This is a genomic window from Variovorax sp. 679 (genome assembly GCF_003952185.1).
GTDB lineage: Bacteria > Pseudomonadota > Gammaproteobacteria > Burkholderiales > Burkholderiaceae_C > Variovorax.
The window spans coordinates 558,362-577,124 of record NZ_RXFS01000004.1; the positions used below are offsets into that span (position 1 = coordinate 558,362).

Here is an 18,763-nt window from a genome sequence, read left to right on the forward strand (position 1 = left end):
AGCGAACAACACAACCCCAGCACCCGCGAGGCACCCCGCTTGGAAATCGAAATCGTCACGCTCTCCCGGCAGGGCGGCCGCAACTACAACGAGGACGTGCACGGCCACTGGCACGACGAGCGCTTTGTCGCCTGCCTGGTGGCCGACGGCGCGGGCGGCCATGGCGGCGGCGACGTGGCGGCGGCCATCGCGCGCGGCAGCATGCTCGGCGGCTTCTCGGCCACGCCGGGGCTGGACGAGGCCACGCTGCGCGGGCTGGTCGAGCAGGCCAACCTCGACGTGGTGGCGCGCCAGGCCGAGGGCGGCAAGCTCGCGGGCATGCGCTCGACCATCGTGTTCGCGGCCATCGACCTCGAGAGCCAGGCGCTCGCATGGGTGCACAGCGGCGACAGCCGCGCCTATCTTTTTCGCGGTGGCGCGATCGTGGCGCGCACCACCGACCACAGCCTGGTGCAGCAGATGGTGGCCGGCGGCATGCTCGACGAAGAGGGCGCACGGCTGCATCCGCAGCGCAACATGCTGCTGTCGGCACTGGGCTCGATCGAGGAGGCGCCCGACATCTCGGTGTCGGAGCGCATGCGCCTGTTGCCCGGTGACGTGCTGCTCTTGTGCAGCGACGGCGTGTGGGAGCCGCTGGGCGACGAATGCCTGATCGACACGCTGCACGCCTCGCGCACGCCGAGCCAATGGACCGAGCTGATCGACGCGCAGGTCAAGGCCAACGCCAAGCCGGGCCACGACAACTACACGGCGCTCACGCTGTGGGTAATCGAGGAGGACGGCGACGACGTGACGCGGCTGATGCCGGAGAACGTCGCGTCGACCGACCCCTGATTCCCCACCCGTCCGGCGCAAGAAGAAAGGGCCCCGGATGGGGCCCTTTGCTTTCCGGTGCCGAAGCCTTCGCTCAGGCTCCGCCCGTGCTGGGCACGGTGGCGGGCGCGACGTAGGTGTACTTGCTCGCGGTCTTCTTCACCTTCTTCAGCGCGCTGCGCAGCAGCTGCGGCATGTCCTGGCGGTTGGGCAGGTTGGTGTAGTTGTCGATGCCCTGCTCCTTGCAGCAGTTGGCGCAGCCGTTGTTGAGCAGGTCGAGCGCGTAGCGCGTCTTGCTCAGCGTGCTGGACGCGCCGGGCTCGCGGAACGGATCGAAGATGCCGTCCGGCAGGACCTTCTGTCCCAGCGCGATCGCCTGCGTCTGGAAGTGCGTGATGTGCTTCTGCGTGATCGGCCCGTAGTAGCCGTCCACGACGATCACCTCGGTCTGGCCCGGGGGTGGGTCCAGGTCGTGGTTGAAGCCCATCAGCTCGTAGTAGAAGATCTTGAACAGCGCCTGTACCAGCATCACGTCTTCACGCGTGTTGGAACCGATCCGGCCTACCGACCAGTCGATGTTGTAGGCGGTGAGCAGCGCGCCGCTGGTGCCGATGAGTGGGGTGCTGAATGCCATAGCATTGCTCCGGTGCGGTGAGGACGCGTGGAAACCGCACCGGGCACTGGCGCGCCCGATGCCGTGCCCCGCGGGTCCGTCGTCCGTCAGCGGGTCTCGGTGGTGGCGACGTTCCAGCCGAACTTGACTTCGCCGCCGGCCGCGCCCTTGTCGTCCTGGGCCTTGTAGGCGAACTCGATGTCCTTGAACGAGCACGAAACCTGTTCCTGCACGTCGCCGCCCTGCGCGCCGCCGGGGCCGACCATGGCGATGAACACTTCCTTGAGCGTGACCTTGAGGTACTCCTGCTGGCCTTCGCCCGACTTGCGGCAGGTCAGGACCATGTCCTTGAAGTGCTTGCCGCTCACGCAGTTCTTGGCCAGCACCGGGGAGGCCTTGTCGTAGGTGTGCGTGAAGTGGAACTCGCCCGGCGTGGCCTTGCCCTTGCCCGAGCCGCCGCCGGAGCCTGCGCCCGACGCGTTGCTCACGTTCCAGGTCCACGACGAGATCTCGATCTCGTCCTTGTGGTCCTTGTGGGAAGACTCGCCCTTGACGCCGTCGAGCTTGATGTGAAAGTCAGAAGACATGTTCCTACTCCTTGGAACCCGATTGCGTTCGGGCAGTTGCTGTTGATGATCGAGACGGATGCCTGGGCTGCCGCCGGCTTGCTGGCAAGGCCGGTATGTGGCAGCTGTTGATAGAACGAAACGGGAGCCGGAATTTCAAGAAGATCCGGCCCGTTTTTTCAGGTTTTCACGCGCCGCCCTTGGCCGAGGGCAGCTTCGACACCAGCCGCAGCGAAACCGTGAGGCCTTCGAGCTGGTAGTGCGGGCGCAGGAAGAACTTGGAGGTGTAGTAGCCCGGGTTGCCCTCCACTTCCTCCACGATCACCTCGGCGGCGGCAAGCGGCTTCTGGGCCTTGGTGATCTCCGAGGAGTTGGCGGGGTCGCCGTCCACGTAGTTCATGATCCACTTGTTGAGCCAGCGCTGCATGTCCTCGCGCTCCTTGAAGCTGCCGACCTTGTCGCGCACGATGCACTTCAGGTAGTGCGCGAAGCGGTTGCAGGCAAAGAGGTAGGGCAGGCGCGCCGCGAGGTTGGCGTTGGCCGTGGCGTCGGGGTCGTCGTACTCGGCCGGCTTGTTCAGCGACTGGGCGCCGATGAAGGCCGCGAAGTCGGAGTTCTTGCGGTGGATCATCGACAGCAGCCCGGCCTTCGACAGCTCGGCCTCGCGGCGGTCGCTGATGGCGATCTCGGTGGGGCACTTCTGGTCCACACCGCCGTCGTCGCTCGGGAAGGTGTGCAGCGGCAGGTTCTCCACCGCGCCGCCCGACTCGATGCCGCGGATGCGCGAACCCCAGCCGTAGAGCTTGTACGAGCGGTTGATGTTGGTCGCCATCGCGTAGGCCGCGTTGGCCCAGGCGTACTTGCCGTGGTCGGCGCCGGCGGTGTCTTCCTCGAAGTCGAACTCCTCCACCGGATTGGTGTTCGCGCCGTAGGGCGTGCGCGCCAGGAAGCGCGGCATGCACAGGCCGATGTACTTGGAGTCGTCCGATTCGCGCAGGCTGCGCCAGCCGGCGTACTCGGGGGTGGAGAAGATCTTGGTCAGGTCGCGCGGGTTGGCGAGTTCCTGCCACGACTCCATCTGCATCAGGTTGGGGCTGGCGCCGGTGATGAAGGGCGCGTGCGCCGAGGCGGCGATCTTGGCCATCTCGCCGAGCAGTTCCACGTCGGGCGGGCTCTGGTCGAAGTGGTAGTCGCCCACCAGCGCGCCGAAGGGCTCGCCGCCGAACTGGCCGTATTCCTGCTCGTAGATCTTCTTGAACATCGGGCTCTGGTCCCAGGCCGCGCCCTTGAACTTCTTGAGGTTCTTGGCCAGCTCCGTCTTGGAGATGTCCATCACCCGGATCTTGAGGTTTTCGTCGGTCTCGGTGTTGTTCACCATGTAGTGCAGGCCGCGCCACGCACTCTCGAGCTTCTGGTAGTCGGGGTGGTGGATGATCCTGTTCACCTGGTCGGTGAGCTTGGCGTCGATCGCGGCGATCATGGCCTGGATCGACTTGGTCACGTCCTTGCCGATGACGGTGCTGTTGGCCAGCGCCTGCTGCGCCAGCGTGAGCACCGCGGCTTCGACGGCGCTCTTGGCTTCGTCGCTGCGGGGCTTGAATTCCTTCTGCAGCAGCGAAGAAAAGTCGCTGCCCGCGTACGCGACATCTTTCAGCGCGCTCTGTTCGAGTGCTTCGGTGGCCATGGTGGTTTACTCCTCGTGATCCTGTGTGACGGTCGGAAGGGTGTCGTCGTCAGGCGGCGGGCGTGCTGCCGCTGTCTTCGGGTTTCTTGCTCGCGGCCAGCGTCTGCAGCAGGGCCGGGTCTTCGAGCACCTTGGCCAGCAGGTCTTCGGCGCCGCCCTTGCCGTCCATGTAGGTGACGAGGTTCGACAGCTGCGTGCGCGCCTCGAGCAGCTTGTTGAGCGCACCGACCTTGCGCGCCACCGCGGCGGGCGAAAAGTCTTCCATGTTCTCGAAGGTGAGCTCCACCTTCAGGTCGCCCTCGCCGGTGAGCGAGTTCTCCACCGCGAAGGCCGCGCGCGGCTTCATGGCCTTCATGCGCGAGTCGAAGTTGTCGACGTCGATCTCCAGGAATTTGCGGTCCGCCACCGGTGCGAGCGGATCGGCCGGCTTGCCCGAGAGGTCGGCCAGCACGCCCATCACGAAGGGCAGCTGCACTTTCTTCTCCGCCCCGTAGAGCTCCACGTCGTATTCGATCTGGACCCGGGGCGCCCGGTTGCGGGCGATGAATTTCTGACTGCTCTTGGCCATGGAGATGCTCCTTGCGGGTGTGAATGGGGCGGATGAGGCGGATAGAGATGTGGTCCGGGCTTACTCGGAAGGGCGGCGCCCCGTGACCGTTTCGATGGTGTCCATCGCGTTCGGCGCGAGGTTGGCCATGATTTCGAGAAAGCTCACGCCGATGAGCTTCTTCGCGCGCTCGATCAGCAGCGGCGCGGGGTTGCCTGGCTCGGCCTGCTCGAGATAGCGGATCACCCGGTCGAGCATCTGCACAGCGTCCTGCCGGCTCTGGATCTCGCCGCGCGCGGCGGAGCGGGGCGCACCCGCGCCGTTGGCCTGGGCGTCCGCCGTGCCTGAGGCTTCGTCCGCGGCCGCTTCGGCCGGCGCACCGCTGGCTGAGGCGCAGGCCTTCTGCAGCACGCGCGCGATGGCGCGCAGCGGATCGAGGTCGAAGGCATCGGCGCGGCCGGTGCGGTCGGCGATGAGCTTCCTCAGCTGATCCACCTGCGCGGGCACGTCGAGCGCGGCCTGGATCGCCTCGGGCCGCTCGGACTGGATGGCCTCCAGGCCGCCTTGCACCTGCGCCATCGAATACGCCGCCTCGCCGCCGACGGCGGTGAGCGCGTTGTGGGCAATGGCGATGTCGCGCACGCGGATCGGGCCCACGCCGCGCGCAATGCCGAGCTGCGCCTCGTAGAGGTCGCGCAGGCCCATGTTCTCGTCGGTCAGCGGCGCGAGCGCGTTCAGGCGCATCGTCGGGTCGTTGTCGTCGTCGGCATCCAGCTTTGGATGTATGCCGTCCCAGAAGGTGTCGAGCAATCCGTTGAGCAGCCGCAGCCCGGCGGCGAAGCCTTCCACGCCCTGCATGCGGGTGGATGCGCGCAGCAGCAGCACGGCCGCGCGAACGTCCTTGCTGCGGCGAAGGATGTTTTCGGCCTTCTCGCCGACCTCGCGCCACTCGGGCTCGACCGCCGGAATCACGGTGTCGCCGAACTGCTGCTCGGGCTTGCCCTGCGCATCCGCGACCAGTGCCATGAAGTCCGCGTCGTACTCGAGATCGTCGCCGCATGGCGACGCATCGCCGATGGGCGCGAGCAGTGTTGCAGCGAGTTCGTTGTTCAGCATGTTGCCTGTTGGAGTCCGCTGGTGATAATCAAAGATGCGTCTTGACCGGTCAATGCAACGAAGGGAATAGCATGCGCACGCTGGGTACACACCATTCGTCCTATGAAGGCTTCCTCGGCGCGGCAACGCGGCGCCGCATCGCGATCCTCGGCCTTGCTGGAGCCGGTCTTCTGCTTGCGGGCTGCGCGGCGAAGCCGGTCGTCACCACGGTGGCCGTCACGCTCACGGCGGGGGCCGACGCCAACCCCGATGCGCGCGGCCGCGCATCTCCGCTCACCGTGCGCGTGTATGCACTGAAGTCGCCGGGCCCGTTCGAGGGCTCCGACTTCTTCTCGCTGTTCGAGAAGGATCAGGCCACGCTCGGCGCCGAGCTCGTGCAGCGCGAAGAAGTGCTGCTGCGGCCCGGCGAGACGAAGAAGCTCGACTTCAACCTGCCGCCCGACGCGAAGTCGATGGGCGTGATGGCGGCCTACCGCGACCTGGACCGCGCGCGCTGGCGCGAGGTGCGTCCCGTCGTCACGGGCAAGGCGCAGTCGCTCGACGTGACCTTCGGCGCGCGCGCGATGCGCGTCGACAGCAAGTAGCAGCAGCTACGGCTGCGATGGCCGGCCCGGCCGCACCAGCGGCTGGTCGACCGGAAGGAAGCGCTCGAACAGGTCGGTCACGAAGGCGCCGCCGACAGCACCCGATGCGGCGGCCGTGAGATACAGGCCGCGCCAGCGCGGCGCGCGCGGGCTCTTGCCGTGGTTCTCGAACAGCACCTGCGCGAACTCGCGCAGGCCGGGCCGCAGGGCGCGCACGGCCTCCAGGAATTCATGAATGGCGAGCCGGCCCGTCGCACCGGGCTGCTCGCGCAGCAATGCCATGCGCAGCGCGTGCAACTGCTCGGCGATCGGGTCGAACACGGCATCGAGCCGCTCCCCGGCCGGCGTCTCTATGAAGGCCGACGGATCGGTCAAGCGGTGCCCCAGCACCTGTGCCAGCACTTCGGGCGGCAGCGCGCCGTGCAGGGTTTCATATCCCGCGAGCCGTTCGAGCCCGGTCACGACGAGGTAGGTGGGCATCTGCAGGCGCAGCGTGTCGCTGGTCTCGTCGAGCAGGCGGCGCGCCCGCGCGGCCAGGGCTTTCAGTTCCGCCGCGTCGGCCTCCAGCAGGTCGGTGGCGGCCACGCACACCACCAGGCCGTTGAGCGGCAGCCGGTCGCGCCGCTCGGCCAGCGCGAGCAGCGAGTGCAGCCACAGGCCGCGCGATTGCGGCGCGCCGGCCATGTCGCCGACCGCCGCCGCATCGATCTCGATGGCCATCAGCCGGGACGTCAGCCACCAGCGCCACCACGCGCCGCCGGGGGCAGTGTCGTCCGCGCATTCGGCATGCGCCGTCGCGAACAGGCCCGGCAGGTTGGCCGCCGCGTCGCCGAAGCAAAGGAACCACGGCACCGGCGCCGCGGGCTTCTGCCGGTGCACGCGGCGCATGGCCTGCTGCGCCTGTGTCATGCCTTCCCTCAGCGCGGCGATGGCGCTCTCGCCGGCGCCGGCAGCGGGGTCGCCGAGCGCCGAGATGCGCTTTTGCAGACCACGCCGGCGCGCGCCCCGGCCCGCGTCGCGCACCACCGCGTACAGCAGGCAGAAACCTAGCAGGCACAACGACAGCAGCAGCCAGAGGCGATGGGTGGGCGACAGCAGCAGCGCGTTCATCGGGGGACGGTCTCGAGAAAAACGAAGTCGGCGATCAGCCGCTCGCTGTTCTTGCTGGCCGCGAGCGATTCGCGCAGCCGCAGCAGGTAGGTCGAGGCCAGTTCGAAGGGTGGCCGGTCGGAAGTCTCCGTGAGCGGCGTGGGCGACGACAGCACGGTGATCAGCACGCTGCCGAAGGGCGGGCTCACCAGCCAGCTCGAGGGAATGTCGCGGCCTATCTGCAGCGTCTCGCCGGCCTGCAGCCGGGTGGGAACCTGCCCGGCGTTGAGGTGCATGACCGAGCCGTCGACGGTGTAGTAGTCGACCCAGATGTAGCTGTCGTGGCGCGGCGCGACGACCTGCACGCGTACGTTGTCGCCTTCGCGCAGGCGGCCTTCGCGGGCCGAGGGCGCGTCGATGTCCAGCCCATAGGCCTTCTCGGTGTTGCGCATCTGGTAAGGCTTGAGGATGGCAAACACCTCGCAGTGCGGCCATACGCGCAGGCCGATGTCGAAGCGCGGCGCCTTCACGCCGGGCAGCGCGCTCACTTCGTGCTCCACGCGCGGCAGGTCGCCGGGCAGCGAGACGAAGCCGGTGACCCGCGTGCGGCCCTCGTGGTCGACGCTGGCCGTGAGGTCGGCACAGGCAAAAGTCTGAAGGTGCTGCTCGATGCGCTGGGCCAGGCCGGTGGCGGCCGCGGGCGGGCCGCTCGACCACAGCCACAGCATGTAGAGCAGGGGCACCGCGAGCGCCAGCGCGGCGCCGCTGAGCAGCAGCGTGCGGTCGCGCCGGCGCGTGTCGTTGGGGCCGCGCGGGTCGGGCACGTCGTACGGCTGCGGCGTGATGTGGTCCTGCACCAGGCTGCCCGTGGAGAGCGGGCGCAGCAGGAGCTGGCGGCCGTGCAGGTCCTTCAGCTTGCCCAGTTCGCCGTGGTCGCCGTCCTCGAAGTAGTACTGGCCCTTGAAGCCGAGCGACAGTGCGTGCCAGTACACCTCGCGCACGGCATCGTCGCTGGCGCCCAGGGCCGACAGGTGGTGGAAGAACTCGCTGTGCGCGTTGTTGGAGTTGAAGAGCTGCACCTGCAGCGGGGCCACCGTGCCTGCTGCCGTGGCGGCGTCGGGGTGGCGCGCGAGGATCTCGTCGATCCAGGCCACCATCGCGAAAGCCGCGGACTCGATCTGCGATGCGGGCGTGCCCGAAGCCTCGGCGGCGGCGCGCGCCGCATCGAGCAATTGCCGGGCCCGCTGCTGCGCCGCGTCATGCGGCAGCAGGGGCGCGCCGGACGCGATCGATGCGTCCAGTGCAAGGCCGGACGAGATGAAGCTGGAGAAGCAGTCTAGGAGGCGGGCCATGGGCGGGCCCGCTCATTCATGCATTGCGAAGGATGCCTTGCACCGGCGTCTGCAGCGATGGCACATGCCCATGTCCCCGGTTCCTTCGAGTGGGCGTTCATTCTTTCAAAGTGCTTGCGACAGGCGCCATACCGCTTGGGGTCTATGCCGTTGGTGGGGCCGCCGGCCTTGCTGCGCGGGGCATTCGCCGGTATCTTCGGCGTCTGCCGTGCGTTGCACGCTGGGACACGGGGAAAAGACATCATGAAAATACTGATCGCCGACGACCACCGGCTCGTCATCGAGGCGGTCAAAGCCAAGTTGTCGGAGCTGGAGCCCGGCATCGAATTCGTCCTGGCGATGAGCGTCGACGAATTGCTTGCCGGAGCCACCGACGACCTCGACCTGGCCCTGATCGACCTCAACATGCCCGGTGCCGATGGCCAGGCCCACATCGACGAAATCAGGCAGCGCCATCCGGCGGTGCCGGTGATCGTGCTGTCGGGCTACGAAGACCCGGCCATCATGCGCAGCGCGCTCGAGCGCGGCGTGCTCGGATTCATACCCAAGGCCTATTCGCCCGACGTCATGCTCTCGGCCGTGCGGCTGGTGCTGGCCGGCGGCGTGTACGTGCCGCCGATGATGCTGACGGCGCTGCCGCCTGGCATCGTTGCCGGCATGGCGCCGCAGGCCGGAGCCGAATCGCTCGTGCGTGGCGGCGGCGCCGGCAGCAACGGTGGTGGCGGTGGCACCCAGACGCTGGAGCACCTGCGCAGCGTGCTCACCGAGCGGCAGGTCGAGGTGCTGCAGCTGCTGTCGCAGGGCAAGCCCAACAAGCTCATCGGGCGCAGCCTGGGCATCAGCGAAGGCACGGTGAAGATCCACCTGGCAGCCATCTTCCGGGCGCTCAACGTGCGCAACCGTACCGAGGCGGTGGTGGCGGCGCAGGCGCTGACCGAGGCGCAGCAGGCCTGAGCAGCCCGTGCACGGTCTCAGGCAATGACCGGTGCCGCGATCCCGTTGACTGTCGCGGCCACGGTGACGGTACGCCCCACGGTTGCGGTGTAGGTCGGATCCTTGACGCTGGTCACGTAGACGTACTCGCCCTTGACCGCGGCGGCCGTGACCGTCATCAGCAGGTAACCGCGGCGCGTCGTGTCGCAGTAGCCGACGTCGTCGATCAAGCCCAGTCCTGCCCCGATGGCCGATTGACCCAGTTGCGGGACGAGGGCGCTGCCATCGATGGAGCTCGCCACTGTGCCAAGCCCGGCGCCTTCGAATCCGCTCGACGTGACCGAGGTGCCGGCAAACTCGACGCCGACCTTGTCGCCTGCCAGGGTGGTCAGATGGGTGAACCAGCCGTTGTGCGAATCGCCGGAGAGCGTTACCAGCCGCTTGCCTTGCGTCTTGATGGTTTGCAGGATGGCCTCGCGCTGCGCCGGATAGCCATCCCATGCATCGAGGCTGTACGGCAGCCGCGGATTGGTCGCGGGGTCGAGCAGCGCAGTCTGTGTCGGATCGAGAGTGCCGCCGGAAGCGCGAACCGCCTTGGCCTGGAGGTACGCGCCGATCGCCGCCGGGGTGCCCGCGGGGTTGGAGGCCACTGTGGTCAGTACCGATGCCGGGAACCACATGCGGGCCATGATGGTCTGGTTGCCCAGCAACTGCCATGTCGCCGTCGATGCATTCATGCCGCTGGTGAGCCAGTTCTGCTGCTCGGCGCTCATCATCTGGCGCGACGCGTCGGGACGCACGCCATTCGCGGCCGGCGTCAGTCCGGCGAGATAGCGCGCGATGCCACCGTCGGCATCGCCGAAGTTGTTGTACTGGCGGTCCCGGCCTTCGATGCGCGTGTCCAGCATGTGCAGCGTGAAGATGTTGCCGAAGTCGAAGCGGCGATAGATCTTCAGCAGGTTGGCCGGGTCCGGTGTGCGGATCGGCATCCACTCGTGATAGACCTTGGCGGCGATGTTCTTGCGGGTCACCCAGTCGCCCTGCGTGGCCGGGTTGTGGTTCTCGGCACCGTTCACGTAGGCGTCGTTCGCAAGCTCGTGGTCGTCCCACACCGTGATCCACGGCATGCGGGCATGCGCGGCCTGCAGGTTCAGGTCCGACTTGTAGAGCGCATGGCGTGTGCGGTAGTCGTTCATCGTCACGATGTCGTTGGCGGGACTGGTGACGCGGTTGCCCGGGATGTTCGAGTTGCCGTACTTGCCGGGGTCCGAGCCGTACTCGTAGATGTAGTCGCCCACGTGCAGCGCGTACAGCGCGTCGGATTTCGCGGCCGCGTCGTATGCGTGGAAGTAGCCCTCGGAGTAGAGCGAGCAGGAGAACACGGCGAACTTGACCGACGCAGCGTTGGTCGCGGGCAGTGTGCGCGTGGTGCCTATGGTCGACGACGCGCCGCTGGCATCGCGAAAGCGGTAGAAGTAACTGGCACCGGCCACGAGGCCCGTCACGTCGACCTTGGCCGTGAAGGAAGCGCTTTCGGTGGCGGTCACCATGCCGTTGCGAACCACCTTGGCGAAGGCGGCGTCGCTGGCCACTTCCCAGGTAAGCGCTACGTCGGCGGTGCTGCCTGGAACCTTGGCGTGCGTCCAGAGAATCACGCGATCCGTCAACGGGTCTCCGCTGGCGACTCCAAATGCGAATGCCGCCGGAGTGGGGGCGGCCGGTGCGGGCGCCGGGGCCGGAGCCGGTGCCGGAGGAGCGGTGAAGTCGAACCCGCCGCCGCCACTGCCTCCTCCCCCGCATGCCGCCAACGAGCCGGCCGCTGCAAGAGCAGCCGCGCTGGCAGAAGACTTGACGAGAAAATCCAGGAAGTCGCGGCGGTGCCGATTCGCGACCTCGCGCGGGTCCGTGTCCGTGGTGGCCTGGTTGATCGTTGAGGTACTTTGCTTGTTCATGTGAAGGTTCCGACTGAGTCACGCATTAGGTGGAACCAACATGACGCACGCATGAAGAAGCGATGGCGGCTTTCTTGCGTTGCGGCCGCTCACGCACTGGTTGGTGTTGTCGCGCTCGGCGGCGATCTTCCGTGCGCTCGACGTACGCAACCGCACCAAGGCGATGGCTTCATCCGCTTCCTTATTCCCTACTGGCCGCCCGCGTCGGCCTGCACCAGCAGTTCGAACTCCGGCACCGTCACCGTGCCGGTGTTGTCGATCTCCAGCCTGTATCTGCTGTAGGGCTCGGTATTCGCCTTCAGCGCAAACGGGCGGGTCTGCTGGCGCCACTGGAAGCTCTCGTTCGTGCGCTCGTCCAATGTGACCCATGTGACGCCGTCCTTCGATGCCTTGAGCTTCCAGCTCTTCGGGTCCTGGTCCGCGCCCTGCGCGCCCGAGGTCAGGGTGTAGATCCTGAGCACCCTGGCCGGCTGGTTCGTGGCGGCGTCGGCCTCTATCCACGCGGCCGCCGACGCGCTCTGCCACGCGGTATCTGAGTCGCGGTCGTACACGTTCGACAGCTGGGCCGGCGTGCTCGATGACACCGTGTACGTGCCGGTAGGCAGCAGCGACTGCAGCGGTGCAGGCTTCGCATTGCCCTGCGTGATCGAGCCGGGCACGTCGTTGTCGCCCGTGCCCCACGACGAGGGTTGTGCGCCCATGGCGAAGTCCAGCGTCGCACCGTCGGCGATCTCGGTGTGCAGCAGGTAGCTGCGCGTGATCGGCTGGCCGTTCAGCCGCAGGCCCTGCACATAGCGGTTGGTCTCGCTCACGTCGGGCGCGTTGATGACGATGCGCTTGCCGTTCTGCAGGTTCACGGCCATCTTCGCAAAGTAGGGCGCGCCGATGGCGTACTCGGGCCGTCCCATGCTGACCGGGTAGAAGCCCATGGCGCTGAACACGTACCAGGCCGACTGCTCGCCGTTGTCCTCGTCGCCGATGTAGCCGCTGCCGTCGGGAACGCCCTTGCCGTCCAGCCCTGGCGTGTAGAGCTTGTCCATCACGTCGCGCAGGTGCTTCTGCCCTTCGGCCGGCGCGCCCGCGTAGTTGTACATGTAGATCGAGTGATGCACCGGCTGGTTGGAGTGCTGGTACTGGCCGACCTTGGCCAGCACGCTCACTGCGTGGGCTTCCTTGATCTCGTGGATCACCGTCCAGTAGCTGCCGGGCGACAGGTAGGTCGGCGCCGAGAAGAAGGTGTCGAGGCTGGCCTTGAGCTGCGCGCGTCCGCCGTGCAGGTTGGCAAGGCCCTGGCCATCCTGCGGCGCGAGGAACTGGTACGACCAGGCGTTGCCCTCGGTGTAGCCGTAGCCCCAGTCGTCGGGCGTGTTGCCGTCGTCGGTCCACTTGCCGGAGCTGCCCTTCTCGCGGAACCACTTGCCGGCCCAGGCGCCCGTGCCCTGGTCGGAGAAGAGGCGGGCGTAGTTCAGCGCGCGGTCGATGAAGTAGGCGTAGTCGTCGGGCTTGTTCAGTGCCTTGGCCATCTGGGCGACGCCGAAGTCGTTGAGGTTGGCTTCGAGCGACCAGGCCACGCTCTCGCGCGACATCGTGTCCGACGGCACGTAGCCGTAGAAGATCGACTTGTCCATGTTCTTGCGGCCGCGGGCGTTGTCGCTGCTGTAGACCGAGGCGTTGCGCAGCATCGACGCATAGGCCGCATCGACGTCGAAGTTGCGCACGCCCTTGAGGTATGCGTCGGCGAAGATCACGTCGGAGCTGGTGGCGACCATGCTGTCGCGGTAGTCGGGGCCCGACCAGCGCGGCACCCAGCCGCCGTCCTTGTAGGCGTTGACGAATCCGTCCAGCATCTCGCCCGCCTGAGTCGGAACGAGCAGCGAATAGAGCGGCCAGGTGGTGCGGTAGGTGTCCCAGAAGCCGTTGTTGACCCAGATCTTTCCCTGTCTTTTGGGCGTGCCGGAGATGTACGGGCTCATGTAGGTCGCCGTGCCCTTGCCCTTGCCGGTGGCCGGGTCGCGCACGTTCTCCCACGCGGAGTTCGGATAGAGGAAGGCCCGGTACATGTTCGAGTAGAGCGTGACCTTCCTGTCTTCGAAGGCCTTCACGGCCTCGGGTGTCTTCGCATCGGCGGCGGTGCCTTCCACCTGCACCGTGTTGAGCTTGTCGTCCCATGCTGCGGCGGCCAGCAGCCGGATGTCGTCGAAGCCCTTGTCGGCGATCTCCTGCGCCAGGTTGTCCTTCGCCTGGTCGATGCTGATGAAGGAGGTGGCGATCTTCATGCCCACGGTCTTCCCGCTGCCGGGCGTGGCGAACTGCACCCAGGTCTTGAGACTGCCGGTGTCGATGTTCTTCGAGGCCACGATGGGCGCATCGAACTTCGCGTGGAAGTACATGAGCGGCGCGTTCTTGTCGCCGTTGTTGTCGACCGTTCCGGACACGGTGCCGTTGGCGGTGTCCACGCTCAGGCTGCCGGAGCCCTCCGAGGCGAAGCGGTCGAGCAGCACGGTGGCCGTGGCCATCGATGCCGGCATGGTGAAGCGGAAATACGCCGCATGGTCCGTCGGCGTGATCTCGGTCTTGATGCCGTTGTCGAAGGTAACGCTGTAGTAGTGCGCGTGGGCGACCTGCGTTGCACGTGAATAGGTCTGCGCCCGGTTCCATGTGTCGGTGGCGTTCACGTCGGCGATCGGCATGATCGACAGCGACTGCCTGTTGCCGATCCACGGGCTGGGCTCGTGCACCGTGGCGAAGGACTGGATCGTGGTGATGGGAGAGCCGTCGGAGGTTTCGCCGGTGCTCGTGTGGAACTGGTAGAACCAGTTGTTGTCGTCGCGGTTGACCGGCGTCCAGAAGTTGAATCCGAAGGGCACGGCGATGGCGGGGAAGGTGTTGCCCCGCGTGAAGTCGCCGCTCGAATTCGCGCCGCGCATGGTGTTCACGTAGTCGGCGAGGGCCTGCTTGACGAACGGCGTGCCTGCCCCGCCGTCCGGTGGGGTGACGGGTGTCGCCGTAGCCGTGCCGTCGGTGTTCGCCGAGCCGGGAACCACGGAACCGGTGGTGCCGCCCGTCGATCCCGACGATGGCCAGAGCGCGTTGTTCGATCCGCCACCGCCGCCGCCGCAGGCGGCCAATAGCGAAACCCCCATGGCCAGCGCGAGCCGGCACAGTCTTCGAGTGCTCATCAGGTTGTCTCCCTTCTTGCTGCAAACGCACCGCGTTGCGCGATGCAGTCTAGGGAGGAGGCGCGGGGGCCGTGCCTGTGCTTTCCCGCAAGCAATGCAGCGTTGCCAACGCAACAAGAGTGCGCTGGAAGAGAGCGAACGAAGAACCGCTGCGGTGCAGTCGTGCGAGCAGTGCGATCAGGCCCTGCGGCCGATCGCCCACACGCTGGCGCATCCGCTGCACACGCACGCGACGCTGCGCCGAGCCGCCGCCGCTACCAGCGGTAGGCGAACTTCGCCTGCACCGCGCGGCCCTGGCCGAAGTACTGGCCGTTGCCCGCGACGTAGTTCCTGTCGGTGAGGTTGGTGGCGTTCAGCGCGAAGCTGTAAGGGCCGCGCTCGTAGCGCAGGGCCGCGTCGAGCAGCGTGTAGGGCGGGTTGTAGAGGCTGTTGTCCGTGTTGGCCGGCACCTTGCCGACATGGCGCACGCCGCCGCCGATGCTCCAGCCCTGCAGCGCGGGGCTGCCGAAGCGGTAGTCGAGCCATAGCGCGGCGGTCTGGCGCGCCGTGTTGAGCGGCTGCCTGCCCACTTCCGCGGGGTTCAGGCTGCGGGTGACCTTGGCGTCGAGCAGCGTGTAGCTGGCCACCAGCTTGAGCTGCTTCGTGATCGCCGCGCGTGCCTCGAACTCCGGGCCGCGCGTGCGCACCTCGCCGATCTGCGAGACCGGACCGATCACGTACGGATCGAAGGTGGGCGAATTGTTCTTGCGCAGGTCGAAGACCGACACGGTGAAGAGTGCGTCCACGCCGGGTGGCCGGTACTTCAGGCCCGCCTCGAACTGGCGACCGAGCTCGGGCTTCAGCAGCGTTCCGCCGGCGATGGCGCCAGACAACGGCGTGAACGAGGTCGAGTAGCTGAAGTAAGGCGCCTGGCCGTTCGGCGCCAGATACAGCAGGCCCGCGTTGTAGGTGGTCTTGGCGTTGGTGTCGATGCCGAAGGACTGGGCCACCAGCCGGCTGACGCTGCTGCGCGCGCGGTCCTGCCGCACTGTCAGCCCCAGCGACCATGGCCCGTTGCGCATCTGGTCCTGCACGTAGAAGCCACGCTGCGTGATGCTGTTGTCGTTCAGCCCGTTCAGGGGTGGGTCGGACACCGGCTGGCCGTAGACCGGCGCGAAGGCGTCGATGGATGGCGCCGGGCCGATGCCGTTCTGCTGCGAGCTCGTCTGCCGCTGGTACTCCATGCCCATCAGCAGGGTGTGCGAGACGGGGCCGGTGCTGAAGCGGCCTTCGACCTGGGTGTCGAGCGTGGTGCTGCGGTTCCTTTCGCTGGCCCGCATCACCTGGCGATCGAGCGTGCGCTGGTCGCTCTGGAAGCTGCTGCCGTAGACCTGCCGGTAGTCGATGTCGAGCTTCGCGTGACGCGCGTTCTGCCGCAGGGTCCAGTTGTCGTCGAGCTGGTGTTCGAACAGGTAGGTGAGCGAGAACGCGTCGCGGTTGTAGTGGTCGAAGCCGGGCTCTCCCGTGTAGCGCTCGCGCGGAATGCTGCCCCACGGGTTGGGCGTGATGAGCGCGCCCTGCGGCCAGATGCTCTTGGGCGTCGTGCGGTCGCGCGTGGCCTCCGCCATCAGCGTGACCTTGGTGCGCGGGGAGAGCGTCCACGTCAGCGAGGGCGCGATGAAGCTGCGGTCGTCGCGCGAGTAGTCGGTCTGGCCGTCGCTGTTGCGCAGCACGCCGTTGAGCCTGAAGAGCAGGCTGCCGTCGGCGTTCATCGCGCCGCCGATGTCGAAGCTGGCCTGGCGGCGGTTGCTGTTGCCCACCGAGAGACTCACTTCGCGCACCGCCTCCGCCGAGGGCCGCTTCGACACCATGTTGATGGCGCCGCCCGGCGCCGACGGGTCGTAGACCGCGCCCGGCCCCTTCAGCAGTTCCACGCGCTCCAGCGCCTGCGGCTCGACCAGCCAGCGCGTGGCGAAACTGTTGGTGGGGAGCTTGAAGCCGTCGAGGTACTCGGCGGGCGCGAAGCCGCGCACCGTGAGCGAGGCGAAGCGCGTGTCGTAGCCGCTCACCTCGGTGAGCACGCCGGCCGAGTAGCGCAGCGACTGCTCCACGGTGTGCACGGCCTGGTCGTCCATCTGCGCGCGCGTGATGACGGTGACGGCGCGCGGCGTCTCGAGCAGCGGCGTGTCGATGCGGGTGGCGGTGGCGCTGCGCCGCGCCACGTAGCCATCGACCTGGCCGTCGGCGCGCTCGCCCGCCGTCGTGACGGTGACCGTCGGCAGTGCGGCGCCCGTGCCGGAAACGGCCGCGCTCGCTGCTGCGGCGGGGCGCACCGCATACGCGCCGCTCGTGCCGGGCACGGCCTCCAGCCTGTGGGGCGACAGCAGTTCGGCGAGACCCTCGGGCACCGTGCGGCTGCCCTGGATCGGGCCGGCGCTCTTGCCGCGCACCAGCGCCGGATCGAAGGACAGCGTGATGCCGGCCTGGCGCGCGAAGGTGCTGAGCGAGTCTTCCAGCGCGCCGGGCGGAATGTCGAAACCGGCGCGTGCGGGGGCCTCCGCCGGCCGCGCCTGGGCGCGTGCGGATCCCGCAGGCACGAGCCAGCCCGCCGCGACGCCCAGCAGCAGCGCGGGAAGCAGGGTGGGCCTTGCCGGCCGGAAGCGCCAGAACCCGGGATGGCGGTCCGGAGGAAGTCTTCTCAACGTCGCGCGATGGTCAATGTGCCTCCAGTGCCATGTTCGAGCCGGACCGGCAGCGTGCGCACCAGCGCTTCGAGTGCGCGGCCGACCGGATCGGGCCCGTTGAGCTGGAAAACGCCCGACACGCGCAGCGAGGCCGCGTCCGCGTCGCAAAGCAGCGGTGTGCCGTGGTAGCGCGCCAGTTCGGCGACGAATGCGTCCAGCCGCATCTGCCTGGCCACCAGTGCGCCATCGGTCCAGGCGTCGGGCTCGAAGCTGCGGTCCACGATGCGCTGGGGCGGTGCCGCGTCGGCTCGCACGATGTAGCCGTCGCCGGCCTGCGCGACCACCGGCTGCGCGTCGCCGCCGGCGGTGTGGATGGCCACGCGGCCTTCGATCATCGACAGCCGCGTCTGGCCGTCCTGCTCCCGCACGCCGAAGCGCGTGCCCAGCGCCTCGAAGCGTGCGTGCGGGGTCTCGACCCAGAAGGCGCGGTGGCCGAGCAGCGCGCCGCTGTCGGCGCCGGTGCGCACGAAGAGTTCGCCGCGGTTCAGCACGATGCGCCGCTGGCGCGGCGAGAAGATCACCTGCACTTCGGAGCCGGTATTGAGGTTCAGCTCGGTACCGTCGGCCAGCGTCACGCGCTTGCGCTCGCCCACGGCGGTGGCGTAGCCGGTGCGCTGCTCCCAGGGTTGCTCGCGCCAGACGAACAGGCCGATCACGCCGCCGGTGGCCGCGAGGCCCATCACGCCGATCGCTCCCAGCGCGCGGCGGCGGCCCTGCTGCGCCCGCATGCGGGTGGCGGCCTGCAGCGCGCCGTGGGCCAGCGCGCCGCCCGTGTCGCTCATGCGGGGCACCTGCCGGAAAGCGTCCTCCACGGCCTGCACCTGCTGCCAGGCCTGTTCGTGAGTGGGGTGCGCGGCGCGCCATGCGTCGCATTCGTCGTGCGCTTTCGTGTCGGCGCTGCCGGAGCCGAGCCGCACGGCCCAGGCGATGGCCTGGTCGAGCAGGTCGGAAGAAGGGGAGGCTGCTGCGTTCATCTCAGTGCAAGGCAATGGCGGATGGCGGTCGCCATGTATTTCTCGACGGAGCTCAGGCTCACGTTCAGGCGCTGCGCGATCTCGGCATAGCCGAGGCCGTCGAGCCGCGAGAGCAGGAAGGCGCTGCGCGCCTTGGCGGGCAGGCCGTCGAGCATGGCGTCGATGCGCACCAGCGACTCGATCAGCAGCATCTGCGCCTCGGGCGAAGGCGCCTGCGGCTCCGGCAGGGCTGCAATCGCTTCCAGGCAGGCGCGCTCCAGCGTGCGGCGCCGCACGTGGTCGACCACCAGGCCGTGCGCGATGGTGGTGAGCCAGGCGCGCGGCTCCCGCACCTCGTCGACGTCCCGCGGGCGGCCCAGCACCCGCAGGAAGGTGTCCTGCGCCAGGTCGGCGGCGTCGCCCGCGTGGCCGAGCTTGCGGCGCAGCCAGCCGAGCAGCCAGCCGTGATGGTCGCCGTAGAGGGTTTCCACGCTGCGCGAAGGAGGGCGGTCCGGCATGGAGAGGGAGGGGAAGTCGTTCGGGAACGCTGCGAATGCGGCAGGCATGAATCTATCTCACTGCGTTGACATTTGTGACCGAAGTTCTGCCGCGCCTGCATCCCCCCGGGGGCCGATGGCCCCGGGTCTGCATGATCGGCG

At 68.0% G+C, this 18,763-nt stretch carries 15 protein-coding genes; 3 read left to right on the forward strand and 12 right to left on the reverse strand.

Annotated features, from left to right (window positions below):
• Positions 1 to 39: 39 nt before the first annotated feature.
• Positions 40 to 834 carry a PP2C family serine/threonine-protein phosphatase gene (locus EJO71_RS12950; protein WP_125949106.1) on the forward strand — a complete coding sequence of 265 codons (795 nt, stop codon included), beginning with the start codon at positions 40 to 42 and terminating at the stop codon, positions 832 to 834.
• 73 nt (positions 835 to 907) lie between these two features.
• Here EJO71_RS12950 and EJO71_RS12955 read toward each other — a convergent pair whose 3' ends face one another.
• The 5 genes from EJO71_RS12955 to tssA all read right to left on the reverse strand — a co-directional run bounded on the left by EJO71_RS12955 (position 908) and on the right by tssA (position 5,339).
• Positions 908 to 1,447, reverse strand: coding sequence for a peptidoglycan-binding protein (locus tag EJO71_RS12955; protein ID WP_125949107.1), 540 nt, complete (start codon positions 1,445 to 1,447; stop codon positions 908 to 910).
• Positions 1,448 to 1,533: 86 nt separating this feature from the next.
• Positions 1,534 to 2,013: a type VI secretion system tube protein Hcp gene (locus tag EJO71_RS12960; RefSeq protein WP_093204164.1), complete on the reverse strand. Its 480-nt coding sequence runs from the start codon at positions 2,011 to 2,013 to the stop codon at positions 1,534 to 1,536.
• Positions 2,014 to 2,179: 166 nt separating this feature from the next.
• The gene (tssC, locus tag EJO71_RS12965) at positions 2,180 to 3,676 is read right to left on the reverse strand and encodes a type VI secretion system contractile sheath large subunit (protein WP_125949108.1); all 1,497 of its coding nucleotides are present in this window, start codon (positions 3,674 to 3,676) and stop codon (positions 2,180 to 2,182) included.
• Between the two features lie 49 nt (positions 3,677 to 3,725).
• Complete coding sequence (tssB, locus tag EJO71_RS12970; RefSeq protein ID WP_125949109.1) at positions 3,726 to 4,244, reverse strand: type VI secretion system contractile sheath small subunit; 519 nt, start codon at positions 4,242 to 4,244, stop codon at positions 3,726 to 3,728.
• 60 nt (positions 4,245 to 4,304) lie between these two features.
• Positions 4,305 to 5,339, reverse strand: a complete 1,035-nt coding sequence (gene tssA / locus EJO71_RS12975) for a type VI secretion system protein TssA (protein ID WP_125949110.1) — start codon at positions 5,337 to 5,339, stop codon at positions 4,305 to 4,307.
• A gap of 71 nt (positions 5,340 to 5,410) precedes the next feature.
• Between tssA and tssJ the strand changes: the two genes are divergently transcribed.
• On the forward strand, positions 5,411 to 5,923 hold the full coding sequence (gene tssJ / locus EJO71_RS12980) for a type VI secretion system lipoprotein TssJ (RefSeq protein ID WP_125949111.1): 513 nt from the start codon (positions 5,411 to 5,413) through the stop codon (positions 5,921 to 5,923).
• A 6-nt stretch (positions 5,924 to 5,929) separates the two neighbouring features.
• On the opposite strand, the gene EJO71_RS12985 is transcribed toward tssJ, so the two are convergent.
• The gene (locus EJO71_RS12985; RefSeq protein ID WP_125949112.1) at positions 5,930 to 7,033 is read right to left on the reverse strand and encodes a type VI secretion system protein; all 1,104 of its coding nucleotides are present in this window, start codon (positions 7,031 to 7,033) and stop codon (positions 5,930 to 5,932) included.
• Complete coding sequence (locus EJO71_RS12990; protein ID WP_125949113.1) at positions 7,030 to 8,364, reverse strand: DotU family type IV/VI secretion system protein; 1,335 nt, start codon at positions 8,362 to 8,364, stop codon at positions 7,030 to 7,032. The genes EJO71_RS12985 and EJO71_RS12990 overlap by 4 nt, the downstream gene beginning before the upstream one ends.
• A 243-nt stretch (positions 8,365 to 8,607) precedes the next feature.
• Between EJO71_RS12990 and EJO71_RS12995 the strand changes: the two genes are divergently transcribed.
• Complete coding sequence (locus tag EJO71_RS12995; RefSeq protein ID WP_125949114.1) at positions 8,608 to 9,318, forward strand: response regulator transcription factor; 711 nt, start codon at positions 8,608 to 8,610, stop codon at positions 9,316 to 9,318.
• A 17-nt stretch (positions 9,319 to 9,335) separates the two neighbouring features.
• Here the strand turns inward: EJO71_RS12995 and EJO71_RS13000 are convergent, their stop codons facing one another.
• The 5 genes from EJO71_RS13000 to EJO71_RS13025 form a co-directional block, all read right to left on the reverse strand.
• Positions 9,336 to 11,249: an alkaline phosphatase D family protein gene (locus EJO71_RS13000; protein WP_125949115.1), complete on the reverse strand. Its 1,914-nt coding sequence runs from the start codon at positions 11,247 to 11,249 to the stop codon at positions 9,336 to 9,338.
• 188 nt (positions 11,250 to 11,437) lie between these two features.
• The gene (locus EJO71_RS13005; protein WP_206169015.1) at positions 11,438 to 14,428 is read right to left on the reverse strand and encodes a GH92 family glycosyl hydrolase; all 2,991 of its coding nucleotides are present in this window, start codon (positions 14,426 to 14,428) and stop codon (positions 11,438 to 11,440) included.
• Positions 14,429 to 14,682: 254 nt separating this feature from the next.
• Positions 14,683 to 17,109, reverse strand: a complete 2,427-nt coding sequence (locus EJO71_RS13015; protein ID WP_125949117.1) for a TonB-dependent siderophore receptor — start codon at positions 17,107 to 17,109, stop codon at positions 14,683 to 14,685.
• Positions 17,106 to 18,125, reverse strand: coding sequence for a FecR family protein (locus EJO71_RS13020; RefSeq protein ID WP_125949118.1), 1,020 nt, complete (start codon positions 18,123 to 18,125; stop codon positions 17,106 to 17,108). The genes EJO71_RS13015 and EJO71_RS13020 overlap by 4 nt, the downstream gene beginning before the upstream one ends.
• Positions 18,122 to 18,622 (reverse strand): sigma-70 family RNA polymerase sigma factor, encoded by a 501-nt coding sequence (locus EJO71_RS13025; RefSeq protein WP_125949171.1) that lies wholly within the window; start codon positions 18,620 to 18,622, stop codon positions 18,122 to 18,124. Before EJO71_RS13025 ends, EJO71_RS13020 begins: the two co-directional genes overlap by 4 nt.
• Positions 18,623 to 18,763: the final 141 nt, after the last annotated feature.